Source organism: Citrobacter sp. C348 (assembly GCF_047467975.1).
In the GTDB taxonomy this organism is placed as follows: Bacteria; Pseudomonadota; Gammaproteobacteria; order Enterobacterales; family Enterobacteriaceae; genus Citrobacter; species Citrobacter gillenii.
The window spans coordinates 468,507-493,647 of record NZ_JASJUJ010000003.1 but is presented as its reverse complement, the minus strand read 5'-3'; the positions used below and the strand labels follow the sequence as shown (position 1 = coordinate 493,647).

The 25,141-nt window shown below is 53.3% G+C and carries 25 protein-coding genes and 1 pseudogene; 21 read left to right on the top strand and 5 right to left on the bottom strand.

What is annotated here, in order from left to right:
• From QNN86_RS09015 to tssJ, 7 genes and pseudogenes are all read left to right on the top strand, one after another.
• Positions 1–367, top strand: a 367-nt coding sequence (locus tag QNN86_RS09015; protein ID WP_414210972.1) for a hypothetical protein, incomplete at its 5' end; no start/stop codon positions are given.
• Between the two features lie 187 nt (positions 368–554).
• The gene (locus tag QNN86_RS09010) at positions 555–1,298 is read left to right on the top strand and encodes a hypothetical protein (RefSeq protein ID WP_414210971.1); all 744 of its coding nucleotides are present in this window, start codon (positions 555–557) and stop codon (positions 1,296–1,298) included.
• A 3-nt stretch (positions 1,299–1,301) separates the two neighbouring features.
• Entirely contained in the window at positions 1,302–4,649 is a 3,348-nt protein-coding gene (locus QNN86_RS09005; RefSeq protein ID WP_414210970.1) for an ImcF-related family protein, read from the top strand.
• Between the two features lie 162 nt (positions 4,650–4,811).
• Positions 4,812–5,084: pseudogene (locus QNN86_RS09000) on the top strand (PAAR domain-containing protein); the annotation flags it as partial.
• Between the two features lie 17 nt (positions 5,085–5,101).
• The gene (tssF, locus tag QNN86_RS08995; RefSeq protein WP_181619071.1) at positions 5,102–6,865 is read left to right on the top strand and encodes a type VI secretion system baseplate subunit TssF; all 1,764 of its coding nucleotides are present in this window, start codon (positions 5,102–5,104) and stop codon (positions 6,863–6,865) included.
• Positions 6,829–7,899 (top strand): type VI secretion system baseplate subunit TssG, encoded by a 1,071-nt coding sequence (tssG, locus tag QNN86_RS08990; protein WP_181539796.1) that lies wholly within the window; start codon positions 6,829–6,831, stop codon positions 7,897–7,899. The genes tssF and tssG overlap by 37 nt, the downstream gene beginning before the upstream one ends.
• Positions 7,880–8,416, top strand: coding sequence for a type VI secretion system lipoprotein TssJ (tssJ, locus tag QNN86_RS08985; protein ID WP_249414673.1), 537 nt, complete (start codon positions 7,880–7,882; stop codon positions 8,414–8,416). Before tssG ends, tssJ begins: the two co-directional genes overlap by 20 nt.
• A 39-nt stretch (positions 8,417–8,455) precedes the next feature.
• Here the strand turns inward: tssJ and QNN86_RS08980 are convergent, their stop codons facing one another.
• On the bottom strand, positions 8,456–9,016 hold the full coding sequence (locus QNN86_RS08980; protein WP_096757571.1) for a lipoprotein: 561 nt from the start codon (positions 9,014–9,016) through the stop codon (positions 8,456–8,458).
• A 115-nt stretch (positions 9,017–9,131) separates the two neighbouring features.
• Complete coding sequence (mdtH, locus tag QNN86_RS08975; RefSeq protein ID WP_096757570.1) at positions 9,132–10,340, bottom strand: multidrug efflux MFS transporter MdtH; 1,209 nt, start codon at positions 10,338–10,340, stop codon at positions 9,132–9,134.
• A 258-nt stretch (positions 10,341–10,598) separates the two neighbouring features.
• Between mdtH and rimJ the strand changes: the two genes are divergently transcribed.
• The 4 genes from rimJ to murJ all read left to right on the top strand — a co-directional run bounded on the left by rimJ (position 10,599) and on the right by murJ (position 14,528).
• Entirely contained in the window at positions 10,599–11,183 is a 585-nt protein-coding gene (gene rimJ / locus QNN86_RS08970) for a ribosomal protein S5-alanine N-acetyltransferase (protein WP_115258871.1), read from the top strand.
• A 35-nt stretch (positions 11,184–11,218) separates the two neighbouring features.
• Entirely contained in the window at positions 11,219–11,869 is a 651-nt protein-coding gene (locus tag QNN86_RS08965) for a YceH family protein (protein WP_181619073.1), read from the top strand.
• A 1-nt stretch (position 11,870) separates the two neighbouring features.
• On the top strand, positions 11,871–12,794 hold the full coding sequence (locus QNN86_RS08960) for a Gfo/Idh/MocA family protein (RefSeq protein ID WP_414210968.1): 924 nt from the start codon (positions 11,871–11,873) through the stop codon (positions 12,792–12,794).
• A gap of 198 nt (positions 12,795–12,992) precedes the next feature.
• Positions 12,993–14,528 carry a murein biosynthesis integral membrane protein MurJ gene (gene murJ, locus QNN86_RS08955; RefSeq protein WP_096757566.1) on the top strand — a complete coding sequence of 512 codons (1,536 nt, stop codon included), beginning with the start codon at positions 12,993–12,995 and terminating at the stop codon, positions 14,526–14,528.
• A gap of 83 nt (positions 14,529–14,611) precedes the next feature.
• On the opposite strand, the gene flgN is transcribed toward murJ, so the two are convergent.
• From flgN to flgA, 3 genes are all read right to left on the bottom strand, one after another.
• Positions 14,612–15,034 (bottom strand): flagella biosynthesis chaperone FlgN, encoded by a 423-nt coding sequence (flgN, locus tag QNN86_RS08950; protein ID WP_279277011.1) that lies wholly within the window; start codon positions 15,032–15,034, stop codon positions 14,612–14,614.
• A gap of 3 nt (positions 15,035–15,037) precedes the next feature.
• Positions 15,038–15,331 carry a flagellar biosynthesis anti-sigma factor FlgM gene (gene flgM / locus QNN86_RS08945; RefSeq protein WP_096757564.1) on the bottom strand — a complete coding sequence of 98 codons (294 nt, stop codon included), beginning with the start codon at positions 15,329–15,331 and terminating at the stop codon, positions 15,038–15,040.
• 93 nt (positions 15,332–15,424) lie between these two features.
• Entirely contained in the window at positions 15,425–16,084 is a 660-nt protein-coding gene (gene flgA, locus QNN86_RS08940) for a flagellar basal body P-ring formation chaperone FlgA (protein ID WP_115258869.1), read from the bottom strand.
• Positions 16,085–16,241: 157 nt separating this feature from the next.
• On the opposite strand from flgA, the gene flgB reads away from it, so the two are divergent.
• From flgB to flgK, 10 genes are all read left to right on the top strand, one after another.
• Entirely contained in the window at positions 16,242–16,658 is a 417-nt protein-coding gene (flgB, locus tag QNN86_RS08935) for a flagellar basal body rod protein FlgB (protein ID WP_096757563.1), read from the top strand.
• Positions 16,659–16,661: 3 nt separating this feature from the next.
• Positions 16,662–17,066, top strand: a complete 405-nt coding sequence (flgC, locus tag QNN86_RS08930; RefSeq protein ID WP_414210967.1) for a flagellar basal body rod protein FlgC — start codon at positions 16,662–16,664, stop codon at positions 17,064–17,066.
• Positions 17,067–17,077: 11 nt separating this feature from the next.
• A complete protein-coding gene (gene flgD, locus QNN86_RS08925) occupies positions 17,078–17,776 on the top strand; it encodes a flagellar hook assembly protein FlgD (protein WP_096757561.1) in 699 nt (232 codons plus the stop codon).
• 26 nt (positions 17,777–17,802) lie between these two features.
• Complete coding sequence (flgE, locus tag QNN86_RS08920) at positions 17,803–19,014, top strand: flagellar hook protein FlgE (RefSeq protein WP_181619077.1); 1,212 nt, start codon at positions 17,803–17,805, stop codon at positions 19,012–19,014.
• 20 nt (positions 19,015–19,034) lie between these two features.
• Positions 19,035–19,790, top strand: coding sequence for a flagellar basal body rod protein FlgF (locus QNN86_RS08915; RefSeq protein WP_096757559.1), 756 nt, complete (start codon positions 19,035–19,037; stop codon positions 19,788–19,790).
• 13 nt (positions 19,791–19,803) lie between these two features.
• Positions 19,804–20,586, top strand: coding sequence for a flagellar basal-body rod protein FlgG (gene flgG, locus QNN86_RS08910; protein WP_045441663.1), 783 nt, complete (start codon positions 19,804–19,806; stop codon positions 20,584–20,586).
• Between the two features lie 57 nt (positions 20,587–20,643).
• Positions 20,644–21,342 (top strand): flagellar basal body L-ring protein FlgH, encoded by a 699-nt coding sequence (locus tag QNN86_RS08905; protein ID WP_096757558.1) that lies wholly within the window; start codon positions 20,644–20,646, stop codon positions 21,340–21,342.
• Between the two features lie 12 nt (positions 21,343–21,354).
• The gene (locus QNN86_RS08900) at positions 21,355–22,452 is read left to right on the top strand and encodes a flagellar basal body P-ring protein FlgI (RefSeq protein ID WP_181619078.1); all 1,098 of its coding nucleotides are present in this window, start codon (positions 21,355–21,357) and stop codon (positions 22,450–22,452) included.
• Positions 22,452–23,402 (top strand): flagellar assembly peptidoglycan hydrolase FlgJ, encoded by a 951-nt coding sequence (gene flgJ, locus QNN86_RS08895; protein ID WP_174361548.1) that lies wholly within the window; start codon positions 22,452–22,454, stop codon positions 23,400–23,402. Before QNN86_RS08900 ends, flgJ begins: the two co-directional genes overlap by 1 nt.
• Before the next feature lie 64 nt (positions 23,403–23,466).
• On the top strand, positions 23,467–25,137 hold the full coding sequence (flgK, locus tag QNN86_RS08890; RefSeq protein WP_414210966.1) for a flagellar hook-associated protein FlgK: 1,671 nt from the start codon (positions 23,467–23,469) through the stop codon (positions 25,135–25,137).
• The last annotated feature ends 4 nt before the right edge of the window (positions 25,138–25,141 follow it).

The following is a 25,141-nucleotide window of genomic DNA, read 5'->3' as shown; positions in this document are numbered from 1 at the left end:
AATAATGATTCAACAGCCGGTGTGTAAGAATGCAATCGCACTTTTCCACAATCAAATCTTATTTATCTCTGTCGCAATAATAAATCATGCCCGTAAATTTAAAATTGATTCCACCTGTGGCTCAGAAACCCCAATTTCCGATCGGCAGACGCTGGTTGAAAGGTCTGACTGGATTACTGGTGATAGGTTCCGGTTGGTCTTATTTTACCGGATTGTCATTTCATTCGCCGGTATTCTGGATATTTTCAGCCGGGCTTCCCCTTACCGTGTGGCTGGTTGCAATATGGCTGCGCATTATGGTTTATCTTCCCGTGTTAATTCAGACCCAAACCTGGGATCGGCGAAGAGAGGAATTATTACTGCGTGAAATTCGTCGTGGTCGTCGCGCATTGCAGATATTGCATAGCGCATTTATTACGCCACACAGTTACAACCAGCCAACGGGCAACTCTTCTGCAAATATGTTGAAACAGAATAAGCCGCTCCTGCATATGCAGCCATCATGGCATGGAATTGAACGTTTTCGCCATAGTCGCTTGCCCCTGGAGCCAGGGATGAAGCGAGATGACCTGATTAAGCAGATATTTGACAGATTAATGGCTGGAATTGCACGACATCTTAACCAACTGCCGGACCATCAGCCCATAGCGCTATTGTTTGAAACCAATACCTCACTATCCCGCCAACGGTTGCACACGCTGTGGTGCAATACCTGGCAACAATGTGATATTCGTCAACCCATCGAGTCTGTGACCGGGTACGGGTTGAACGTTATTGATAGCTGGATGGACAGTCGAACCCACGAAGAAACAGTATTATTGGTCATCGCGCTGCAGGTCGCTCCAGACTCTCCTGATGGGACCGGGGAGGCGGCCGTTGCACTGCTGCTTGGCAATCGCATGACCCAAAATATCCTTCCTCCTCTGGCATGGGTTCATCGACCGGAAGCGAGTTTTGCAGATACGTTGGCAGAGAACATTGCTCAAGCGTTGGATTGGGTGCCCGTTCAACCTGAAGATATCCACGATCTCTGGTCATCCGGTCTGTCACACCAGCAGCAAAGTACGATAGCTGCGCTGAATGCGCACCCGCCTCTGCAGGGGATAGAGATGAATAGCCGGTTATATAACCTTGACCGAACGCTAGGTGAAACGGGGTGCGTCGCCCCCTGGCTGGCTATCGCTGCCGCAGCACAAGGTACAAAAGAGTCGCAACTGATTATGAGTGGTGAAACAGGGAGCACAAAAATGTGGAGCGTGGTGGTTTCACCTTGTCAGACTGCAAAGGAGAAGGACTAAGTGATGCGGTTTTTATTCCCGATTAACAATTCGACAGTGCGTTACTGGCTGATAGCAATAGCACCTATGCTGATTTCGGCAGTTGCCTGCCTGATAATCTGGCACTGGCCAGAAAAAGTCGGCATGTTGCCGGGAAGCCTGAAACACTCTCGCTGGATAACCGGGTTAGGGGTGACGACTGCGGTAACCGGCGTTTATGCGGTGTTGACCTGGTTTAGCGCGCGATCTTCTGGGCGTCAGAGTTTCGACCTTACCCGGGCTCATATCCAGGGGGATGATCAACCTCGCATTAGTGAGAGTTACCAACATCACCAGCAGTCGACCCCATTTGCGGATATGTACGCGTATCTACGCCGTCAGTATGGACTCTTCTGGCGTCAGAGGGTGCGTGTCATTCTTGTCATCGGGGAGGAGGCCGAAGTCGCATCGATTGCGCCAACGCTTGCCGAGAAACAATGGCTGGAAGGTGAGGGTACCGTACTGATTTATGGCGGTAGCCCGCAGGAATCAGCAGATCTCGGACCTTTATCGACGTTGCGTAAATTACGCAGTGCCCGACCTGTGGACGGAATAATTTTGTCGCTCAGCTGCGAACAAGCATCAAGCGCTCAATGGATGAGTGATTCGCGACGAAGCCTGGAGCTCACAGGTAACGCATATCACTGGCTACCGTCAATATGGTTGTGGCAAACGGACCAGAGCATGCAAGGGACCCGCATTACTCAGCCGGTAGGTGTTTTCTTTCACGAAAAGACTACCCCAGAGAGTGTGGGCCGCGAATTAACCCGTTTGCTGCCGCAGCTATGTGAACAAGGGATGCGTCAGATTTTTACTGATAACCACCACGATTATCTATTACGACTTGGGCAGTGGCTGAAGTTGGGTGGGATTGAAAGCTGGCAGCGGAGCCTCACGCCGTGGCTGTCTGGTAAGCAATGGCGGATGCCCATATGTGGGCTGATGTTTAGTCCCTCTGTAACTGTCGCGGCGGCGTCGGTTATTCATGCGCATTACTGGTCCCCACCAGCCGTGTTTCATGGCGTACTGAAAATGGGGGCTCAGGCAACTGGGCGGCATATGGGGTTATCCCGAGGTCGGATAATGTGTTACGTGGTGGCGGTAGCTATCGGTCTGTGGGGCGTCGGCAGCCTGATATCGTTTGCCGCCAATTATTATCAAATGACGTCCCTGACAGACAAAGCACAGCAGTTGGCGATCGGTGAGCAGGTATCAGATGCTGAACTGATACAACTGAATGAACTGCGTAATGATATTGGCCGCATTCAGACACAAAAAAACACAATAGGGTGGCGTCATTTTGGTCTGAATCATGATGCTGAATTATTGGCCGTTTTACTCCCGATTTATGGGGTGGCAAATAATCGCCTGATGAGAGATGAGGCTGCGCGGGTGTTGTCTGAAAAACTCAATGCTCTGACGCATCTTCCTCCAGGAAGTCAGCAACGCGCTGACCTGGCAAAAACCGCATACGATCAGCTTAAAGCCTGGCTGATGATGGGCCACCCGGAAAAGGCCGACCCCGCCTTTTTTTCTCAGGTCATGACGCTGACACAACCGACGCGCAAAGGGATTTCTACCGGTATCTGGCAGAGTCTGTCGCCGGACTTGTGGGGATTTTATATGCAAAATTTACCTGGGCAGCCTGACTGGAAAATTACCCCAGATACACCGGTGATGATAGCAACCCGACAGATCCTGCTAGCGCAGATTGAACAACGTAATAGCGATAATGCTATATATCGGAAAATGCTGGCAGCCGTATCTCGCAATTTTCCGGATATGCCTTTGGTGCAGATGACGAATGATACGGATGCCGCACAATTGTTTACCACTTCGGAAACCGTTCCTGGGGTATTTACCCGCCAGGCATGGGAAGGGCAGGTGAAGCAGGCAATTGCTGACGCAGTGGTATCACGCCGTGAAGAACTTGACTGGGTGTTGAGCGACAATAAAAAAAATATTAGTGCCGATGCTTCTCCTGAAGCATTAAAACAACGACTGACAGATCGCTATTTTAGCGAATACTCGGGATCATGGCTTAAGTTCCTCAACAGTTTACGCTGGAAGCCAGCGCAAAATCTTTCAGATGTTGTGGATCAGCTTACGCTAATGAGCGATGTGCGCCAGTCACCGGTAGTCGCACTGATGAACACTGTTGCCTGGCAGGGGCAGACAGGAAAAAAACGTGAAGATCTGTCCGATTCGTTGATGAAATCGGCAGAAAAAATATTGCAGAAAGCAGAGGATGCACCGGTTATTGACCAACATGTAAACGATATGACCGGTCCGTTAGATGAAACGTTTGGCCCATTACTGGCGATAACCGGTAAGGGTGATACGCTGAATAACCTAACGACTGAAACCTCATTAAGTTTTCAAACATTTCTCACTCGCGTGACCCGAGTCCGCCTGAAGTTGCGCCAGGTCACTAATTCAGCCGATCCGCAGGTCATGATGCAGCAACTGGCACAGACGGTGTTTCAGGGCAAAAATATTGATCTTACCGATACGCGGGAATATGGCAGTTTGTTAGCTGCGGGATTAGGAGAGGAGTGGAGTGGTTTTGGCGACGCGCTTTTTGTGCAACCTCTGACGCAGGCATGGGAGCAGGTCCTGCAACCATCGGCTGCGGGAATTAATGAGAGCTGGCAACGTGTGGTTGTCTCTGATTGGCAGGAGGCAACAGACGGCCGATATCCGGTGAGTGAGGGGCGCAGTGACATTCCATTGCCGGTTCTGGCTGAGTTTATTCGGCGTGATACCGGAAAGATCGACCAATTTCTTCATGAGAATCTCGCGGGTTTAATTCACCGTGAGGGGCGTCGCTGGGAAGTAGACGAAATGAATACCCAGGGATTAGTTATTAATCCGGAATTTATTCATGCCGTTAACCGTCTAGGTGAGGTTCGCGATGCCTTATTCGCCGATGGTAGCCAGGGGATGCGTTTTGAGCTGCGCGCCCGTCCGGTACCGGACGTTGTGGAGACGGTACTTTCAATTGACGGACAGCGACTGCACTACTTTAACCAGATGGAAAGCTGGCAGAGTTTCCGTTGGCCAGGAGAAAGCCAGAGACCCGGCGCCATGTTGACCTGGACGACAACGCAGGGAGGGGCAAATCTTTACGGTGACTATCCGGGAGAATTAGGCTTAATTCGTTGGCTGGAACAAGGGCGAGCAGAGAAGCGTGATGATGGCATGTGGCAACTCACGCTCAGTGCGCCAGACGGTAACAAACTGTGTTGGTTAATGCGCACCGGGCCGGGCGGTGGGCCGCTGGCATTATTAAAATTGCGAGGTTTTGTCCTGCCGAAGGATATTTTTTTGTGAGTCGCCAACGGAATTCAGACGCCGGAATAAACTAGCTCAGCCTTCAGATGCTTAAATCCGTTCCTGGACGAATGTATCCCTCTCATGTTGCCTCAACGCAACTCGAAATATATCGATATACAAAAAGAATACGCTGACGATAAATAGCAGTAAGGAGAATATATGGCTGGATGTTATTTGGTTATGGGTGATAAAACCACCTGCGGAGGGGTAATTATTGAAGGTGATCCCACGCATACTATTATGGGAATGCCTGTAGCAAGAGAATTTGACCGGGTTACCTGTGGGCGTTTTATTGGCATATTCAGCATTATCGGCGGAATTGTGCCCGATACTATCAACGGTCGAATCCCTGCCGGCTCGCAGGAAAGTCAAAGTACCTGTCCATGTCAGTCTTTGTTTATTCCTTCCATGATAACCGACATCTACACTATTTAATAAATGAGTATTCCATGGATGATTTAACCCTGCGTTACTTTGACGCCGAAATGCGTTACCTGCGCGAAGCGGGTGAGGAGTTTGCCCGCGCCCATCCTGACCGGGCGGCGATGTTGAATCTGGATCGCCCCGGTGCTCGAGACCCTTATGTCGAGCGATTGTTTGAAGGCTTCGCTTTTCTTATGGGACGGCTGCGGGAAAAACTGGATGACGACCTACCGGAACTGACCGAGGGGTTGGTGAGTTTGCTATGGCCGCATTATCTGCGAACGATCCCTTCGTTGGCGATCGTGGAGTTGACGCCACAATGGCGCGAGATGAAAGAGCGGATGGTTGTAGAGAAAGGATTTGAGGTGCTTTCAGGCCCGGTAGGTGATAAGCGCACCCGCTGTCGTTACACCACTACTCGGGATGTCACATTGCTGCCGTTGTCGCTGGAGATGGCGCGACTGGACACCGATCCGGACGGACGTTCCGTGATCAAACTGCGTTTTTCCTGCGGTGAGCTGGCCGACTGGCAGCAGGTTGACCTGAGTCGACTTGCATTTTATCTCAATGCTGATGCACCGCTGGCCTGTGCATTACATGAAGCGTTGTCACTAAATGTGGCGACAATACGTTTGCGATTGCCTGGACAGACAGATGATCAACCGCTGGAGGCATGGTTCAGCCCAGGGGGATTTGGCAATGAGGATAACCTCTGGCCGAAGGATAGCGGTGCGTTTAGCGGCTATCAGCTGTTGTTGGAGTACTTCACTTTTCGGGAAAAATTTATGGCGCTGGCGCTCTGCGGACTTGAACAGGTTGCTCTCCCGCAAACGCTTCCCTGGTTCGAACTTGATGTCGTTTTGAAACGCCGCTGGGATTATGACTTCACCTTCAGTGAAAAACATATCCGCCTGCACTGTGTGCCAGTGATCAACCTTTTTCCTCTGGAGTCTGACCCGCTGACCCCCGATGCCTTGCAGACCGAATATTTGTTACGTCCGATGCGTATTCAGGATGGCCACACTGAAATTTACTCTGTAGATTCCGTTATTTCGTCAAAGCACTCCGGGCATCAGGTTTTTGTGCCATTCACCAGTTTTCGCCACAAGGGGGGAATGTTACGCCATGATGCACCTGAGTATTATTATCACACCCGAGTAAAACGTGGCCCTTCCGGTCTACATGATACCTGGCTTATCCTCGGTGGTGAGGCTTTTGATAACCACAGCGTACCTGAAGGCGAAAGCCTGTCATTAAGCCTTACCGGTACGAACGGTCAATTGCCTCGTCGGGTATTACGCAGTACGTTGCTCGACACCGTTGTAAAGTCTACCGCGGCGAATGTCCGAGTCCGTAATCTGACGGCGCCAACGCTTCCCTGTTATCCACCAAACCGTGACCGCTTTCACTGGCGTGTATTAAGCCATCTGGGGAGCAGTTTTCTGTGGATGATGGATAACCCGGAAGTATTGCGTGGAACTCTGGCGCTTTATGACTGGACGGACGATGAAATGAATCGACGTCGTCTGGCCGCTATTGTTGACGTTAAGCACAGCGAAACGGAGCGTTTCGAGCGCGGGCATCTGCTACGCGGTGTGCAGATAGAGGTCACCATTGATAGCAATGGTTTTGCCGGTCGCGGAGACATCAGCTTGTTTGGTGAAATGCTTAATCGCTTTTTTGCACTCTATACCGACATCCACCTGTTTAATCGGTTTATTCTTATCTTACAACCGACCGGGGAGCAGCTTGCATGGGACGAAAACCCGCGCAATCCAGGGATGCGCTAACATCACGTCTGAAAGAAGATATTGGTCATATTAATTTTTATCGGTTTTGCCAGCTACTGGAAAACCACGGCGCTCACCGACTGGGGGAAAGTGATAACCCGCATGATGATATGGTGCGTTTTCGCCCCCATCCTGGAGTAGGGTTTCCCGCTAGTGAACTGAAAGCGATTGAGTGCGATCCAGATCATCCCGATGCCCCACTTACGGTCCGCTCAACCTTCATGGGGCTTTACGGTGTGGATTCACCGCTGCCAACGACATACATAGATGACATTACGCAAAGGCGCGATGGCCACGAGGTACTGGAAACCTTCCTCGATATTTTCAACCATCGTATTTTGACGCAGTTTTACCGCATCTGGAGAAAATACAGTTACCCTGCCACCTTTGAAGCGGGGGGAATCGATAGTACCTCTCGCTGCTTATTGGGGCTCATTGGCTTAGGGATCGCCGGTACACAGGAGCATATTGCCACACCGTCATCGCGTTTCCTCGCCCTGTTGGGGATCATGCGCCAGCCTGGGAGAACGGCAGAGGGTATTGTACGGCTGGTCAACTTACTGGCACCGAACACGCGTACCGACGTCACACCACACGATCTGCGTACAGTGGCAATACGACAACCTGCAGGGCTGCTTGATGAACAGCCATTAAGGCTGGATGGTCATACGGTACTGGGGGATGAAGCAACCGATGCAGCCAGTCAGTTGTTAATTTCACTCGTTACTGATGATGCAACGGAAACGGAAGGCTGGTTACCCGATGGGGCGCTTTTGACCGACTTGTTGGTATTGCTGCGCGTTTATCTGGGGTGGCGCTATCGGGCGCGGATTATGTTGACTCTACCCACCCATCTGCTTCCTGTGCCTGTGCTGGGTGAGTCACCCGTGCGGCTGGGTCTTACCTGTGTTAATGGTCTGCAACAAGGAGACAGGGACTTACCGGACGACTTCACTGTAGAACTGGGACATTACCGTGGTCTGACATCCGCTATAATAAATAAGGACATACAGCGTGTTCATTACCGTTTTTAAATTGAAATACATTTTTCCCGTACTGGCATTAATACTCAGTGGCTGCGGCCTACTTCAGTCAGTGAGTGACGGTACTCGTTCCGCCGCAAGCTCTCTTTTTTATAAACAGATTAAGGTATTACATCTTAATATCTCTGGCCGGGCCGCGCTCAATACTGACAGCCGCGAGCAAAACAGCGCGCCGCAGTCGGTTATAGTGCGTATTTACCAGTTAAAAGATGAGAAGCGTTTTAATCAAACTCAGTACGAACAACTGGTCGGTGACGGGGCTAACTTATTAAAAGAGGATTTACTGGCTGAGCAGTTTGTGGTGGTGAAACCCAATAGTGCCGTGACGCTGGATATGCCGATGGAGGAGGGAACACAATTTGTGGCGATTGCGGCTCTGTTTCGCGATCCTGATATGGCCCAGGGAAACTGGCGCTTGGTAGTCAAACGCCACGATCTCGATCCCGATGAGGCACGTAAAATCGTGCTTGATGACCATACTATGACGATGCAGACAGAGGAAAAGTAACCTCTGATAGAAAAGGGCGCTGATGCGCCCTTTGGTGTATTAATCGGTGAACGGGATGATAATTTCACCCGGTTTTACTTCAATTCCTTTTGCCAGCTTTTTCGCCAGCGCTTCGCCTTCACTGCTGTCTTCACGCAGGACGTATGCCGGTTGCTGGTTGAAATAATTGCGCAGCGACTGGTTTAAATACGGCATCAGGGTTTGCAAAACCGACTGCATTTTTTCTGGTGTGACGGTCGCATCAACCACTTCCATTTCTTGCAGATAAATCGCGCCTTTTTCTTTATTGAACACCGGTAATGCTTTTAACTTCAGCTTCATTGTCGCTTTCTGGCTGCCAAATAGTGAGTTCATGTCCAGGTTGGCGTCGCCGGTCAGGGTTACTTTATTGGGTTCTTCACGACCGATCTGGCTGGTAAGATTGCTCAGCACGATGTGGGCTTCAGCCACGCCGGGCAAACCGATATCTTTCGAAAAATTATTATGCTTTGCCAGCGCCTGGTTAATTTCTTGCTCGCTTACCGTGTATTGTGTGAGTTGATTACAACCAACCAACAGGCCGCTGACAATGAGTGCAGCAGCAAAAAAAAACTTTTTCATGGGGTTCCTCAACATGATGCTTATGGCGTAATCGTGACACAAAGCAGCATCCAGTACCAGCGCCCCGGACACCAGCAGAAAAAACTGAAAAGGTGTCCGGGCTGAGGGTTACGCGTCAGGCATCAGGCTCCAGCATGCCGCGCGTCGTGCGTTTGTGGCTGAACTGCCAGCCCAGCGCCAGGAAGGTGATAATGCCGATAACACCCAGCATCATCCATGGTAACTCGGGCTGCGACAGTGCCTTACCCATATCAAACAGCCAGCCGCCGCCGATGTAGCCTATGGCGCCGCCGATGGCGAGTCCCAGCCGACTAAAGCCCATATAGCTCCCCCGGGCCCGTGCGCTCGCCAGCGAGGCGCTGAGCGTTTCACGTGCCGGTTCAGCAATAATGGAGCCGATATAGAACGTGCAGATCAGGGTGAAGAGCTGCTGTAGGTTTCCGACCAACCCAATAGGCATCATGCTGAGTGACATGATTAACAGACCGGCCATCAGACGGTGTTCAAGGCGAAAACGTTTTTCGCTCCAGCGGGCAATCGGGTAGAGCAACGTTAACGAGAGGCACGCCTCGATGGCATACATCCATTTGACGGCCGCCGGGGATCCGGCAATGTCGTTAACCATAATCGGCAGCATCAGCATCACCTGGACTGCCAGCATGTAGTAACCTGCCAGCGTCAGCACGTAAGTGACAAATCGCTTGTCACGCATCACGTGGTTCATCCCTTCACGCACCGGAATTTTCACTGTCGATAGTTTCCACGCAGGAAGCAACCAGGCGTTAAAGGCGGCGCACAGGATGAAGATAATGGCCCCGGTGGCGCAGACCAGCCTGAAGTCATACTGTAACAGCCAGCTTCCCAGTAATGCCCCAATGACCGCCCCGGCGCTGTCCTGCATCATCAGGATGGAGAAGAAGCGCCCGCGCTTTTCCGGGCGGATCAGTTTGACCACCAGCGCCGAACGGGGGGGATCGAACAGCGTGCCGCCCAGCCCGGAGAGAAAACAGGAAAACCACAGAAGCCAGGGTTCATGGGCGATTCCCATCGTCGCAAACCCGGCGGCGCGCATCAGCATGCCGGTGACAATCATCGGTTTTGCGCCAAAACGGTCGGCAATGGCCCCGCCAAAAATTCCCAAACCCTGCTGAATAAATTGACGTAACCCGAGCGCGATGCCGACCATCACGGCGGCCCACCCCATTTGGTCGACGAAACGAATCGAGATCAGCGGGAAGACGACGAAGAAGCCCAGCACGACCAGCATATTATCGATAAGCAGGAAATATTTACCCAGGTTCCTCGCCTGCGAGACTTGCGACATTTCCCCTCCAGGGAAAAACTCGTCACTCTGTTTAGAGTTTTAACGGTAAGCCTGTCTATTCTGCGGGGTTGTCTGACCTTTTCCCACCCTCGGCGGGACAATATTTTTTTATCAAAAGTCGGTCTTGATAGAGAGTTTTCATCAAAATGTGTGAATAATTCAAGAAATGGTGTTTTGCTCTTTTCATCGGGCATATTTGTACAGGTATAGTATCGCGAATAGCGTATTGAAAACGGTGCGGGAAGGAGTAGGTATAGAATGTTTGGCTATCGCAGTAACGTGCCAAAAGTGCGCTTAACCACGGACCGCCTGGTCGTGCGTTTAGTGCATGAGCGTGATGCCTGGCGTCTGGCAGATTATTACGCAGAGAATCGTCATTTCTTAAAGCCCTGGGAGCCTATTCGCGATGAAAGCCACTGCTATCCCTCTGGCTGGCAGGCGCGTCTGAGTATGATCACCGAGTTTCATAAACAAGGCTCTGCTTATTACTTTGCGCTGCTCGATCCGGAAGAGAAAGAAATTATCGGCGTCGCAAATTTCTCCAACGTTGTGCGCGGATCGTTTCACGCCTGCTATCTCGGTTATTCCATTGCGCAAAAGTGGCAAGGGCAGGGATTGATGTACGAGGCATTGGTTGCCGCCATTCGCTATATGCAGCGCACACAGCACATTCATCGCATTATGGCGAACTATATGCCGCATAATAAACGCAGCGGTGATTTACTGGCGCGACTTGGATTTGAAAAAGAAGGTTATGCCAAAGACTATCTGCTGATAGATGGGCAGTGGCGCGATCATGTGCTGACGGCGTTAACAACATCAGAATGGACCCCCGGTCGCTAAGTTTCAGCTGTATTGGCTGATGAATGGAGAAGACGATGAAATATGAATTAACCGCTACCGAAGCACGCGTGATTGGCTGTTTGCTGGAAAAACAGGTGACTACGCCGGAACAATATCCGCTCTCCGTGAATGGTGTCGTGACCGCCTGCAATCAAAAAACCAATCGTGAGCCGGTGATGAACCTGTCGGAATCGGAGGTGCAGGATCAGCTCGATAATCTGGTGAAACGCCATTTTTTGCGTACGGTGAGCGGGTTTGGCAATCGCGTGACCAAGTACGAACAGCGCTTCTGCAATTCAGAGTTTGGCAACCTTAAGCTCAGCGCCGGTGAGGTGGCATTGATCACCACGCTGTTACTGCGCGGAGCGCAGACGCCGGGCGAACTGCGTAGTCGCGCATCCCGCATGTATGAATTCAGCGATGTGGCGGAAGTGGAGTCAACGCTGGAACAGCTGGCCACCCGCGAAGATGGTCCTTACGTGGTCCGTCTGGCGCGTGAGCCGGGAAAACGCGAAAGCCGCTATATGCACCTGTTCTGTGGCGACGTCGATCTGACGATGGCGACAACCGCAGATGAGCCTCAGGCGGCATCCAGCGATTTGCAGGCGCGCGTTGAGGTGCTGGAAAGCGAAGTGGCAGAGTTAAAACAGCGGCTCGAATCCTTACTGGCGCATCTGGGAGAGTAACGTGAAAAAACTTCGTATCGGTGTCGTTGGGTTGGGCGGCATTGCGCAAAAGGCCTGGCTGCCCGTACTGGGTTCTGCTGCAGACTGGACATTACAGGGAGCCTGGTCGCCTTCGCGTGAAAAAGCAGAACGGATTTGTGCAGCCTGGCGCATGCCGTATGTTGATTCGCTACAGAATCTGGCGGCTACTTGTGATGCGGTTTTTGTACACTCCAGCACCGCGACGCACCATGCGGTTGTCAGCGAGTTGCTTCATGCCGGGATCCACGTTTGTGTGGATAAACCGCTGGCGGAGAACCTGCGTGATGCGGAACAACTGGTGGAGCTGGCAGCGCGAAAAAAACTGACGTTGATGGTCGGATTTAACCGCCGGTTTGCGCCGCTGTACCGCGCGTTAAAGTCGCAGTTAAGCGAGCCCGCCTCCATCCGCATGGATAAGCATCGCAGCGATAGCGTCGGGCCACACGATCTACGTTTTACGCTGCTGGATGACTATCTGCATGTTGTGGACACTGCGCTGTGGCTGGCAGGAGGAAAGGCACAGTTAAATAGCGGCACGTTGTTAACCAACGAGTCCGGGGCAATGCTGTACGCAGAACACCATTTCTCAGTCGATCAACTGCAGATTACGACCAGTATGCATCGCCGTGCGGGCAGTCAGCGCGAGAGCGTGCAGGCGGTTACTGACGGGGGGCTAATTGACGTCACGGATATGCGCGAATGGCGTGAGGAGCGCGGACACGGTGTCGTTCAGCAACCGATACCCGGCTGGCAAACGACGCTGGAGCAGCGGGGTTTTGCCGGATGCGCACGCCATTTTATTGAATGCGTGCAAAATCAGACAGTTCCTGAGACGGCGGGTGAGCAGGCGATTCTGGCTCAGCGCGTGATAGAAAAGCTGTGGCGGGATGCGATGGCCGAATAACCCCCTGTAACATCTGGCGGTAGTAATTCAGCATAATCCAGGTACTATATGCCCACTCAAAATAACACCTCTTTTCAACCATAGGCTGGCTTGTAGGCCTGATAAGACGCTACGGCGTCGCCATCAGGCACAGTGACATTGCCGGATGGCGATGTTGGTTATACGGGGTTTTGCCTCAGAGTCTGGAATACAACATAGATGAATTTATTAAAGTCACTGGCAGCCGTCAGCTCAATGACGATGTTTTCACGCGTGCTGGGTTTTGCGCGTGACGCGATCGTCGCCAGAATCTTTGGTGCAGGGATGGCGACCGATGCCTTTTTTGTGGCATTCAAACTTCCTAACCTGCTGCGTCGAATTTTTGCTGAAGGCGCATTTTCTCAGGCATTTGTCCCTATTCTGGCTGAATACAAAAGTAAGCAGGGCGAAGACGCCACCCGCGTGTTTGTTTCCTACGTGTCTGGCTTGCTGACGCTGGCGTTGGCCGTTGTGACGGTTGCCGGGATGCTTGCCGCGCCGTGGGTGATCATGGTCACCGCGCCAGGCTTTGCCGATACTGCTGACAAATTTACGCTGACTACCCAGCTGTTGCAGATAACCTTTCCTTATATTCTGTTGATTTCGCTGGCCTCGTTGGCGGGTGCGATTCTGAATACCTGGAACCGTTTCTCTATTCCGGCGTTTGCGCCGACGTTTCTCAACATCAGCATGATCGGTTTTGCGCTGTTTGCCGCTCCGTATTTTAATCCGCCGGTGCTGGCGCTGGCGTGGGCCGTGACCGTTGGCGGTGTGCTGCAACTGGTTTACCAGCTTCCGCACTTGAAGAAAATTGGCATGCTGGTGCTACCGCGCGTGAATTTTCGTGATGCGGGCGCGATGCGCGTAGTGAAGCAGATGGGTCCGGCGATCCTCGGCGTTTCTGTCAGCCAGATTTCCCTGATTATCAACACGATTTTCGCGTCATTTCTGGCTTCAGGTTCGGTTTCCTGGATGTACTACGCTGACCGTTTGATGGAGTTCCCGTCAGGTGTGCTGGGCGTGGCGCTGGGGACTATTCTGCTGCCCTCGCTGTCAAAAAGTTTTTCCAGCGGTAACCATGATGAGTATTGCCGCCTGATGGACTGGGGGCTGCGTCTGTGCTTCCTGCTGGCCTTGCCCAGTGCGGTGGCGCTGGGGATCCTGGCAAAACCGCTGACGGTTTCGCTGTTCCAGTACGGTAAGTTTACCGCTTTTGATGCATCCATGACCCAGCGCGCGCTGGTAGCGTATTCGGTCGGTCTGATTGGCCTGATCGTGGTGAAAGTATTGGCCCCCGGATTTTATTCCCGTCAGGACATTAAAACGCCAGTGAAAATTGCCATCGTGACGCTGATTATGACCCAGGTGATGAACCTGGCGTTTATCGGTCCGTTGAAACATGCCGGGCTGTCGCTGTCGATAGGCCTGGCGGCCTGTCTGAACGCCTCGCTGCTGTACTGGCAGTTGCGTAAACAGAAAATATTCACCCCACAGCCGGGTTGGGCCTGGTTCCTGGCGCGTCTGGTGATCTCTGTGCTGGTGATGTCTGCGGCGCTGGTGGGGATGCTGTACATTATGCCGGAGTGGTCTCAGGGGACGATGCTGTGGCGTCTGCTGCGCTTAATGGCGGTGGTGTTGGTCGGCATTACTGCTTACTTTGCCGCGCTGGCCGTGCTGGGCTTTAAAGTGAAAGAGTTTGTGCGCCGAACGGCATAATGAACATACTGCCGGATGAGGGGAGCACCTTATCCGGCCTGCAAAACACGCAGGCCTGAAAGCTACGAGCCGTCAGGCATTCGTCAAATTGAGAACTTCTTTCCGCCGCGATGGGCTGAAGATGTTTGGCCGTTAGCGCCATACAGCGTGGGTTCCTGATGCGGTTTAAGCACCTCGAGCGCCTGTTGATTGCGCTCGATTTGTCCTTCCAACAGCCAACCATTATGCTGGTTGAGATCGCGTAAATGCTGCGTTTTAGTGGTAATCGTCTGCCAGCGTTGGGCAATATCAGCATTAGCGCTGCGCGTCGCGTCGTGCTCAAGACGTCGCTGCTGCTCCAGGTAATCCAGGGTTGCCAGCAAAGAACTTTTTTCTTCTGTAATACGCTGTAGCTGGCTACCGTGAATGTGGCCTGCGGAAAGTTGCTGCTGCTCAGCATCCATCACCGTTTTCAGGTCATTCAGGACAGTCGTCATCTGATCAAGTATTTCTGACAAACGCGTCATACTTTATTTACTCTGTAAGTAGCTCTGCGCCTCGCGGATCAGCGAGTCGGCAATTTTTCCGGTATCCATTTTCAACTCACCGTTACGGATGGCGGTTTTCAGTGCTTCAACGCGCTCCATATTGATGTCGTTGGTGCCGGGTTGCATCAGCTTTGCCTGCGCGTCGCTCAACATGACGCTAGTGCTGTTGGTCGTGGACGTTTTTTCCTTACGCGTTTTTTGGACCAACGTGTCGCTGGCTTCGCGCGGCTGGACGGTACTAACTGGCTTCAATGGTGAGGTACGATCAATACTCATTTTTTTTATCCTCATCGAGGGGTTACGCTATAGCGGCCCGCTTTAATCATTGGTTGATTATCTATCGGCATCCGCAAAAAAATCTTTAACCTATTATAGGTTAATAAGAATATTCCCATCAGAATCGACGACGCCGCTGACGACCTGGCCTGAAAGCATCCGTACCCTGGCGTTCTGGGCAACCGCCGCATTATTCAGCGCCTTACCTTCCGCATTCACGCGAAAACCGTCTCCATTGGCGATAACCAACACGCGCTGACCCGCTTTTATCCGCCATGCTTGACGCAGCATGGTGAGCTGGATCGGCTGGCCAGCGACCACATCACGCAGACTCACCGCTTCCTGCACCTGGTTAATGTCCAGCACGGTACGTGGCGGCAGTTGGTCCAGACGACCGCGTTTTAGTGTTACGCTGGCTGAGTTAAGCGCGCTTCCCCGGGCGATGGGGGCAGCGGCAACCACGTAGTCGCCCGTGGCCTGCACGTTCACCTGTAGGTAACGTTTTTCATTGCCGCATCTCGCCAGCACATTCACGTTGCCCCATAACTTCGCGCTACCGGCCACGCTGAGTGCCGGTTGCTCACAGGCAGGCAGCAGGTTGGGTGGGGTCCGCAGGGTAACGACCACCTCGTCACTGAACCCTGCCAGTCGCTCGGAAAACCACGCCGTAAGCTGCGAATTCAGGTCTTGCGCCAGCGTCAGGGGGCTGAACAGCAGTGCGACCACCGCTATTCCGCGTTTGAACGTTTGCATCAATACCTCTCGCTTTTTCAGGCTGTGGCTGGATTTTACCTGTGTGACGCCGCCATCAACGCAACAAATAGCGACGCATTTTGCGCTTATTCCAGCGATAACGCGCGCGTAATGGGATTTAAGCTGTCGGCTGAATTTTGTCATTTGCGGAGGAGATATGCTCGATAAGCTCGACGCCGCCTTACGTTTTCAACAGGAAGCGCTGAATCTGCGCGCCCAACGCCAGGAAGTATTAGCGGCCAACATTGCCAACGCCGACACGCCGGGGTATCAGGCGCGCGACCTGGATTTCGCCAGTGAATTAAAAAAAGTCATGGTGCGTGGACGGGAAGAAACCGGCGGTGTCTCGTTGACGCTGACCTCTGCACAACATATTCCGGCCCAGACACTTTCTGCACCTTCGACGGAGTTGCTTTATCGCATTCCGGACCAACCGTCGCTGGATGGCAATACGGTGGATATGGACCGCGAGCGTACGCAGTTTGCCGATAACAGTCTGAAGTATCAGATGGGGCTCACCGCATTGGGTGGACAAATCAAGGGCATGATGACCGTGCTGCAAGGAGGGAACTAATTCGTGGCGTTGTTAAATATTTTTGATATCGCAGGTTCGGCGCTGACCGCGCAATCCCAGCGCCTGAACGTGGCGGCCAGCAATATGGCGAATGCGGACAGCGTGACGGGACCTGACGGTAAACCGTATCGCGCGAAGCAGGTTGTTTTTCAGGTTAACGCTGCGCCGGGTGCGGCAACCGGTGGCGTAAAAGTCGCTGACGTCATTGAGAGCCAGGCGCCGGACAAGCTGGTTTATGAACCGGGTAACCCGCTGGCAGACGCGAACGGTTACGTAAAAATGCCGAATGTGGACGTGGTCGGGGAGATGGTCAACACCATGTCAGCCTCGCGTAGCTATCAGGCAAACGTTGAAGTACTCAATACTGTGAAAAGCTTGATGCTCAAAACGCTGACGCTAGGTCAGTAAAGGAGGCGCACATGTCAATTGCTGTAAAAACGAATGACCCGAACACCACGGGTGTTAATTCCACCAGTAGCAAAAGCTCGCTGACGGGCAGCAATGCCGCTGACCTGCAAAGCAGTTTTCTGACGCTGCTCGTCGCGCAACTGAAAAACCAGGATCCGACCAATCCCCTGCAAAATAACGAGCTCACCACCCAGCTGGCGCAAATCAGCACCGTCAGCGGAATTGAGAAGCTGAACACCACGCTGGGGTCAATCTCAGGGCAGATAGACAACAGCCAGTCGCTGCAGGCCAGTACCCTGATTGGTCACGGCGTGATGATCCCTGGTACCACTATCCTGACCGGAAAAGGGACGGAAGAGGGTGCGACCACCACCACGACCCCGTTTGGCGTAGAGCTGCAGCAGCCGGCTGATAAGGTCACCGCCACCATTACCGATAAAGACGGCAAGGTCGTGCGCACGATCGATATTGGTGAGCTGAAGGCGGGGGTTCACACCTTCACCTGGGACGGCACCATGACGGATGGCACGACGGCCCCGAGCGGTTCCTACAACGTGGCGATAGCCGCCAGTAATGGCGGTACGCAGCTTGTGGCACAGCCGCTTCAGTTTGCGTTGGTGCAGGGGGTTATTCGCAGCAATGGCGGTAACACGCTGGACCTCGGCACTTATGGAACCACCACCCTCGACGAAGTACGGCAGATCATCTAAGCCTTCACACTTATCAGGAGTAAGTCATGGCCTTTTCTCAAGCGGTCAGCGGTCTGAACGCTGCAGCGACCAACCTCGATGTCATTGGTAACAACATCGCCAACTCCGCGACCTACGGGTTTAAATCCGGTACCGCTTCCTTTGCGGATATGTTTGCCGGTTCTAAAGTGGGCCTGGGCGTTAAAGTTGCGGGTATTACTCAGGACTTTACCGATGGCACCACCACGAATACCGGCCGTGGGCTGGACGTTGCCATTAGCCAGAACGGTTTCTTCCGTATGGTCGACAGCAACGGGTCTGTTTTCTTCAGCCGTAACGGTCAATTCAAACTCGATCAAAACCGTAATATCGTCAACATGCAGGGACTGCAGCTGACGGGGTACCCAGCTACCGGCACACCGCCGACGGTACAGCAGGGCGCAAACCCGGGGCCGATCACCGTTCCGAATACGTTGATGGCGGCGCAGGCTACCAGCAAAGCATCAATGCAGATCAACCTTAACTCATCGGATAAAATACCGACAGCGGCAAAGTTCGATCCGAAAGATGCGGATAGCTATAACAAAAAAGGCCCTGTAACCGTTTATGACAGCCTGGGGAATGCCCATGAAGTTAACGCCTATTTTGTAAAGCAGCCTAATAACAAATGGGCCGTGTATACCATCGATAGCAGCGATCCTACAGCTGCCGTGCCCACAACGCCGACTTCTACGCTGGAATTTAATACCAACGGGGCGTTAATCGGGGGCGGTACCTTTGATATCACCACTAGCCCACTCAATGGCGCACCTGCTATCACCTTTGCAATGAGTTTCCAGAACTCTATGCAGCAGAACACCGGCGCCAACAACATCGTAGCGACGAATCAGGACGGCTACAAACCGGGCGATCTGGTGAGCTACCAGATTAACAATGACGGCACCGTCGTCGGTAACTACTCCAACGAACAGAAGCAACTTCTGGGACAGATCGTGCTGGCTAACTTTGCCAACAATGAAGGTCTGGCTTCTCAGGGCGATAACGTCTGGGCCGCGACACAGTCTTCTGGCGTTGCGCTGCTGGGCACCGCGGGCACCGGTAACTTCGGCAAGCTGACAAACGGCGCGCTGGAAGCATCGAACGTGGATTTGAGTAAAGAACTGGTGAACATGATCGTCGCCCAGCGTAACTATCAGTCGAACGCGCAGACCATCAAAACCCAGGATCAGATCCTCAACACGCTGGTCAATCTGCGCTAAGCGCTTGACGGGATGGCTTAATGGATCACGCAATTTATACCGCCATGGGCGCGGCCAGTCAGACGCTGAACCAACAGGCGGTGACGGCCAGCAACCTGGCAAACGCCTCAACGCCGGGTTTCCGCGCGCAGCTTAATGCGCTACGTGCGGTGCCGGTTGAAGGGCTCTCTTTACCGACGCGTACGCTGGTGGTGGCCTCCACGCCAGGGGCTGATATGACGCCAGGTCAGATGGACTACACCTCCCGCCCGCTGGACGTTGCGCTGCAACAGGACGGCTGGCTGGCGGTGCAGACCGCTAACGGCAGTGAAGGGTACACCCGTAATGGCGCTATCCAGGTCAGCCCCACCGGTGAACTGACCATTCAGGGACATCCGGTGATTGGCGAAGCCGGGCCAATAGCGGTACCGGAAGGTTCAGAAATCACCATTGCTGCTGACGGGACGATTTCTGCGCTGAACCCAGGCGATCCGGCGAATACCGTGGCGCCTGTCGGGCGTCTGAAGCTGGTGAAGGCAACGGGAAGTGAAGTGCAGCGTGGTGATGACGGTATGTTCCGTCTGAGCGCGGCGGCACAGGCGACCCGTGGTCCGACCCTTCCGGCCGATCCCAGCATCCGCGTGATGTCGGGCGTGCTGGAGGGCAGTAACGTCAAACCGGTTGCCGCGATGAGCGACATGATTGCCAGCGCCCGTCGCTTCGAAATGCAGATGAAGATTATCAGTAGCGTGGATGATAACGCGGGTCGCGCCAACCAACTGCTGTCGATGAGTTAATACAGGACATTTTATGATCAGTTCATTATGGATCGCCAAAACCGGCCTGGATGCACAGCAAACCAACATGGATGTGATTGCCAACAACCTGGCAAACGTCAGCACCAATGGTTTCAAGCGTCAGCGTGCGGTGTTTGAAGATCTGTTGTACCAGACGATTCGTCAACCGGGCGCGCAGTCTTCTGAACAGACCGTGCTGCCTTCGGGTTTGCAAATCGGTACCGGTGTGCGTCCGGTGGCGACCGAGCGTTTACACAGTCAGGGCAACCTGTCACAGACCAATAACAGCAAAGATGTGGCGATTAAGGGCCAGGGTTTTTTCCAGGTCATGTTGCCGGATGGTACCTCTGCTTATACGCGTGACGGTTCTTTCCAGGTGGATCAGAACGGCCAACTGGTGACGGCAGGCGGTTTTCAGGTTCAGCCAGCGATCACCATTCCAGCGAACTCGCTCAGCATCACTATCGGGCGTGACGGCATCGTCAGCGTAACCCAGCAAGGACAGGCGGCGCCGGTACAGGTAGGCCAGCTCAACCTGACCACCTTTATGAACGATACCGGCCTGGAAAGCATTGGTGAGAACCTGTACACCGAGACGCAATCTTCAGGTGCGCCGAACGAGAGCACGCCTGGGCTTAACGGCGCGGGTCTGCTGTATCAGGGCTATGTTGAAACCTCTAACGTCAACGTGGCGGAAGAGCTGGTGAATATGATCCAGGTTCAACGTGCTTACGAAATCAACAGCAAAGCGGTGTCGACTACCGATCAGATGCTGCAAAAACTGACGCAACTCTAACGTGTTGTCCGGTGGGGTGAAAGCCTCACCGGCACACTGATGTAGAAGATGAAGGCAATGCGAAAAAACGCGCTTCACCCATACCCGATTACGGCCCTGCTGGTGGTGTCACTGACAGGATGTGCCTGGATCCCGGCCACGCCGCTGGTTCAGGGGGCGACCTCTGCCCAGCCGATACCTGGCCCAACGCCGGTGGCGAATGGATCAATTTTTCAGTCTGCGCAGCCAGTTAACTATGGCTACCAGCCGCTATTTGAAGACCGCCGTCCGCGCAATGTTGGCGATACGCTAACTATCGTATTGCAGGAAAACGTCAGTGCGAGCAAAAGCTCCTCTGCTAACGCCAGCCGTGATGGCAAAACAAACTTTGGTTTCGACACGGTGCCGCGTTACCTGCAGGGACTGTTTGGCAACGAGCGTGCTGACGTAGAAGCGTCCGGTGGGAACTCCTTTAACGGTAAAGGGGGTGCCAATGCCCGTAACACCTTTAGCGGTACGCTGACCGTGACCGTCGATCAGGTTCTGGTCAACGGCAATTTACACGTTGTGGGTGAAAAGCAGATCGCCATAAACCAGGGCACTGAATTTATCCGCTTCTCCGGGGTAGTTAACCCGCGCACCATCAGCGGCAGCAACTCTGTTCCGTCAACCCAGGTGGCGGATGCACGTATTGAGTATGTCGGTAACGGCTATATCAACGAAGCGCAGAATATGGGCTGGTTGCAGCGTTTCTTCCTTAATTTGTCACCGATGTAAGCGAGGCCTTCTGTGTTTAAAACTCTTGTTGCAATGGTCCTGATACTGGCAACCACGTTGGCCCATGCCGATCGTATTCGCGATCTGACCAGCGTTCAGGGCGTGCGTGAAAACTCGCTGATTGGCTACGGGCTGGTGGTGGGGCTGGACGGCACGGGCGACCAGACCACCCAGACGCCGTTCACCACCCAAACGCTCAATAACATGCTCTCTCAACTGGGGATCACCGTGCCGACCGGCACCAATATGCAGTTGAAAAACGTGGCGGCGGTGATGGTGACGGCATCCTTCCCGGCGTTTGGACGTCAGGGACAAACCATTGACGTCGTGGTCTCTTCAATGGGTAACGCCAAGAGCCTGCGCGGCGGGACGCTGCTGATGACCCCGATGAAAGGGGTTGATAGCCAGGTGTACGCGCTGGCGCAGGGCAATATTTTAGTTGGCGGTGCCGGTGCGGCAGCGGGCGGAAGTAGCGTTCAGGTGAACCAGCTCAACGGTGGGCGGATCACCAATGGGGCCACTATTGAACGCGAACTTCCTAGCCAGTTTGGCGGCGGAAACACCATCAACCTGCAACTGAATAATGAAGATTTCACCATGGCGCAGCAGATAACTGACAGCATCAACCGTTCACGTGGGTTTGGCAGCGCCACGGCGCTGGACGCGCGTACGATTCAGGTGCGTGTGCCGAGCGGTAATAGCTCGCAGGTGCGCTTCCTCGCTGATATCCAGAATATTGAAGTGAACGTAACGCCGCAGGATGCGAAGGTGATTATCAACTCCCGTACGGGATCGGTAGTGATGAACCGCGAAGTTACGTTGGACAGTTGCGCGGTCGCGCAGGGCAACTTGTCTATCACGGTGAATCGCCAGGCCAACGTCAGTCAGCCCGATACGCCGTTTGGCGGTGGGCAAACCGTGGTTACCCCGCAAACCCAAATCGATATGCGTCAAAGCGGCGGCTCGTTGCAGAGCGTGCGCTCCAGCGCCAATCTGAACAACGTTGTTCGTGCCCTCAATGCGCTCGGTGCCACGCCAATGGATTTGATGTCAATTCTTCAATCCATGCAAAGTGCGGGTTGTTTACGCGCCAAACTGGAAATTATCTGATGATTGGCGACAGCAAACTGCTGACCAGCGCCGCCTGGGATGCGCAATCGCTGAACGAACTGAAAGCGAAGGCGGGTCAGGATCCGGCGGCAAATATCCGTCCGGTCGCCCGCCAGGTTGAAGGTATGTTTGTCCAGATGATGCTGAAAAGCATGCGTGAAGCGCTGCCAAAAGATGGCGTCTTTAGCAGCGACTCGACGCGCTTGTACACCAGCATGTATGACCAGCAGGTAGCCCAGCAGATGACAGCAGGCAAAGGTCTGGGGCTGGCTGAAATGATGGTTAAGCAGATGACCGAAGGCCAGGGGACGCCTGCGGATGATGCGCCGCAGGTACCGATGAAGTTTTCACTGGAAACGGTGACCAGCTATCAAAACCAGGCACTGACGCAGATGGTGCGTAAAGCGCTACCGAAAGCGGCGGAAGGGAACGATGAACCGCTGTCGGGCGACAGTAAAGACTTCCTTGCTCAGCTATCGCTACCAGCAAAACTGGCGAGTCAACAAAGCGGGGTACCGCATCATCTGATCCTGGCACAGGCGGCGCTGGAATCCGGCTGGGGGCAACGCCAAATCCGCCGTGAGAACGGTGAGCCGAGCTTTAACATTTTCGGCGTGAAGGCTTCGGGGAGCTGGAAAGGGCCGACCACCGAAATCACCACTACCGAATATGAAAACGGTGAGGCGAAAAAAGTGAAAGCCCGATTCCGTGTCTATAGCTCGTACCTTGAGGCGCTGTCGGATTATGTCGGGCTGATATCGCGTAATCCGCGCTACGCCGCGGTAACCGGTGCGGCGACTGCCGAACAGGGTGCGCAGGCCTTGCAGAATGCAGGCTACGCCACCGATCCGCACTATGCGCGTAAATTAACCACCATGATCCAGCAGCTGAAGTCGATGAGCGAGAAAGTGAGTAAAACTTACAGTAGCAATCTCGACAATCTGTTTTAAATAACTCAAGTCTACCCATCCGCTGCCGATAATAACGAGTATTGAAGGATTACAAGGAACCTCCATGTCCAGCTTGATTAACAACGCCATGAGTGGTCTCAGCGCAGCGCAGGCCGCGTTGAACACTGCCAGTAATAACATCACCAGCTATAACGTGGCCGGGTATACCCGTCAGACGACCATCATGGCGCAAGCGAACAGCACGCTGGGTGCGGGGGGCTGGGTTGGCAATGGCGTCTATGTTTCTGGCGTGCAGCGTGAGTATGACTCATTCATCAGTAATCAGTTACGCGCCGCGCAGAACCAAAGCAGCGGCCTGACAACGCGCTATGAGCAAATGTCGAAAATCGATAACCTGCTTGCCAGCAAGACCAGTTCGATTTCTACCTCGATGCAGGGCTTTTTCACCAGCTTACAAACGCTGGTCAGTAACGCAGAAGACCCGGCGGCGCGTCAGGCGCTGATTGGCAAAGCAGACGGTTTAGTCAACCAGTTCAAAACTACCGATCAGTATCTGCGCGATCAGGATAAGCAGGTTAATATCGCGATCTCCGCCAGTGTTGACCAGATCAATAACTACTCGAAACAAATTGCCAGTCTCAATGACCAAATTTCTCGTCTGACTGGCGTCGGCGCGGGGGCTTCGCCGAACGATCTGCTGGACCAGCGCGATCAGTTGGTGAGCGAGTTGAATAAAATTGTCGGCGTTGAGGTCAGCATTCAGGATGGCGGCACCTACAACATCACCATGGCGAATGGCTATTCGCTGGTACAGGGCAGCAGCGCCCGCCAGCTTGCTGCTGTACCGTCCAGCGCCGATCCAAACCGCACTACCGTGGCCTATGTCGATGGGGTTGCGGGGAATATTGAAATCCCGGAAAAACTGCTCAATACCGGCTCACTGGGTGGGTTGCTGACGTTTCGCTCTCAGGAACTGGACCAGACGCGTAATACGCTGGGCCAATTGGCACTGGCTTTTGCCGACGCCTTTAACACACAGCATAAAGCCGGTTTTGATACTGATGGTGTTGCGGGTAAGGATTTCTTTGCCATCGGCGATCCGTCGGTGACCAGTAATGCTAAAAACACCGGCAAAGCGGAGTTAACCGCTGAAGTTGATGATAGTTCGAAAGTGCAGGCGACTGACTATAAAGTTGTGTTTAACGGTGGCAAGTGGCAAGTCACGCGCCTGGCGGATAATTCAACGTTTGAAGCCAAACCGGATGCCAACGGAAAACTGGACATTGATGGTCTGAAAGTCACGGTGACGGATAATCCCACCGGCGCGAAAGATAACGACAGTTTTATTCTGAAACCGGTTAGCAATGCCATTGTCAATATGAAGGTGATGGTGACCGACGAGTCAAAAATCGCCATGGCGGAAGTATCCAAGAACGACGTTGATCCGGATAAAGACAAGGGTAAAAGCGATAACCGTAACGGTCAAAAACTGCTGGATCTGCAAACCAAAGCGACCGTCGGGAATAAAACTTTCAACGACGCGTATGCCACGATGGTAAGCGATGTCGGTAACAAAACCGCGACGCTGAAAACCAGCAGCACCACGCAAAAAAACGTGGTCACGCAGCTCTCTAACCAGCAGCAGTCCATTTCCGGGGTTAACCTCGACGAAGAGTACGGCAATTTGCAGCGTTATCAGCAATATTACCTGGCTAACGCTCAGGTGCTGCAAACCGCGAATACGCTGTTTGATGCACTGATTAATATTCGCTAAGGGA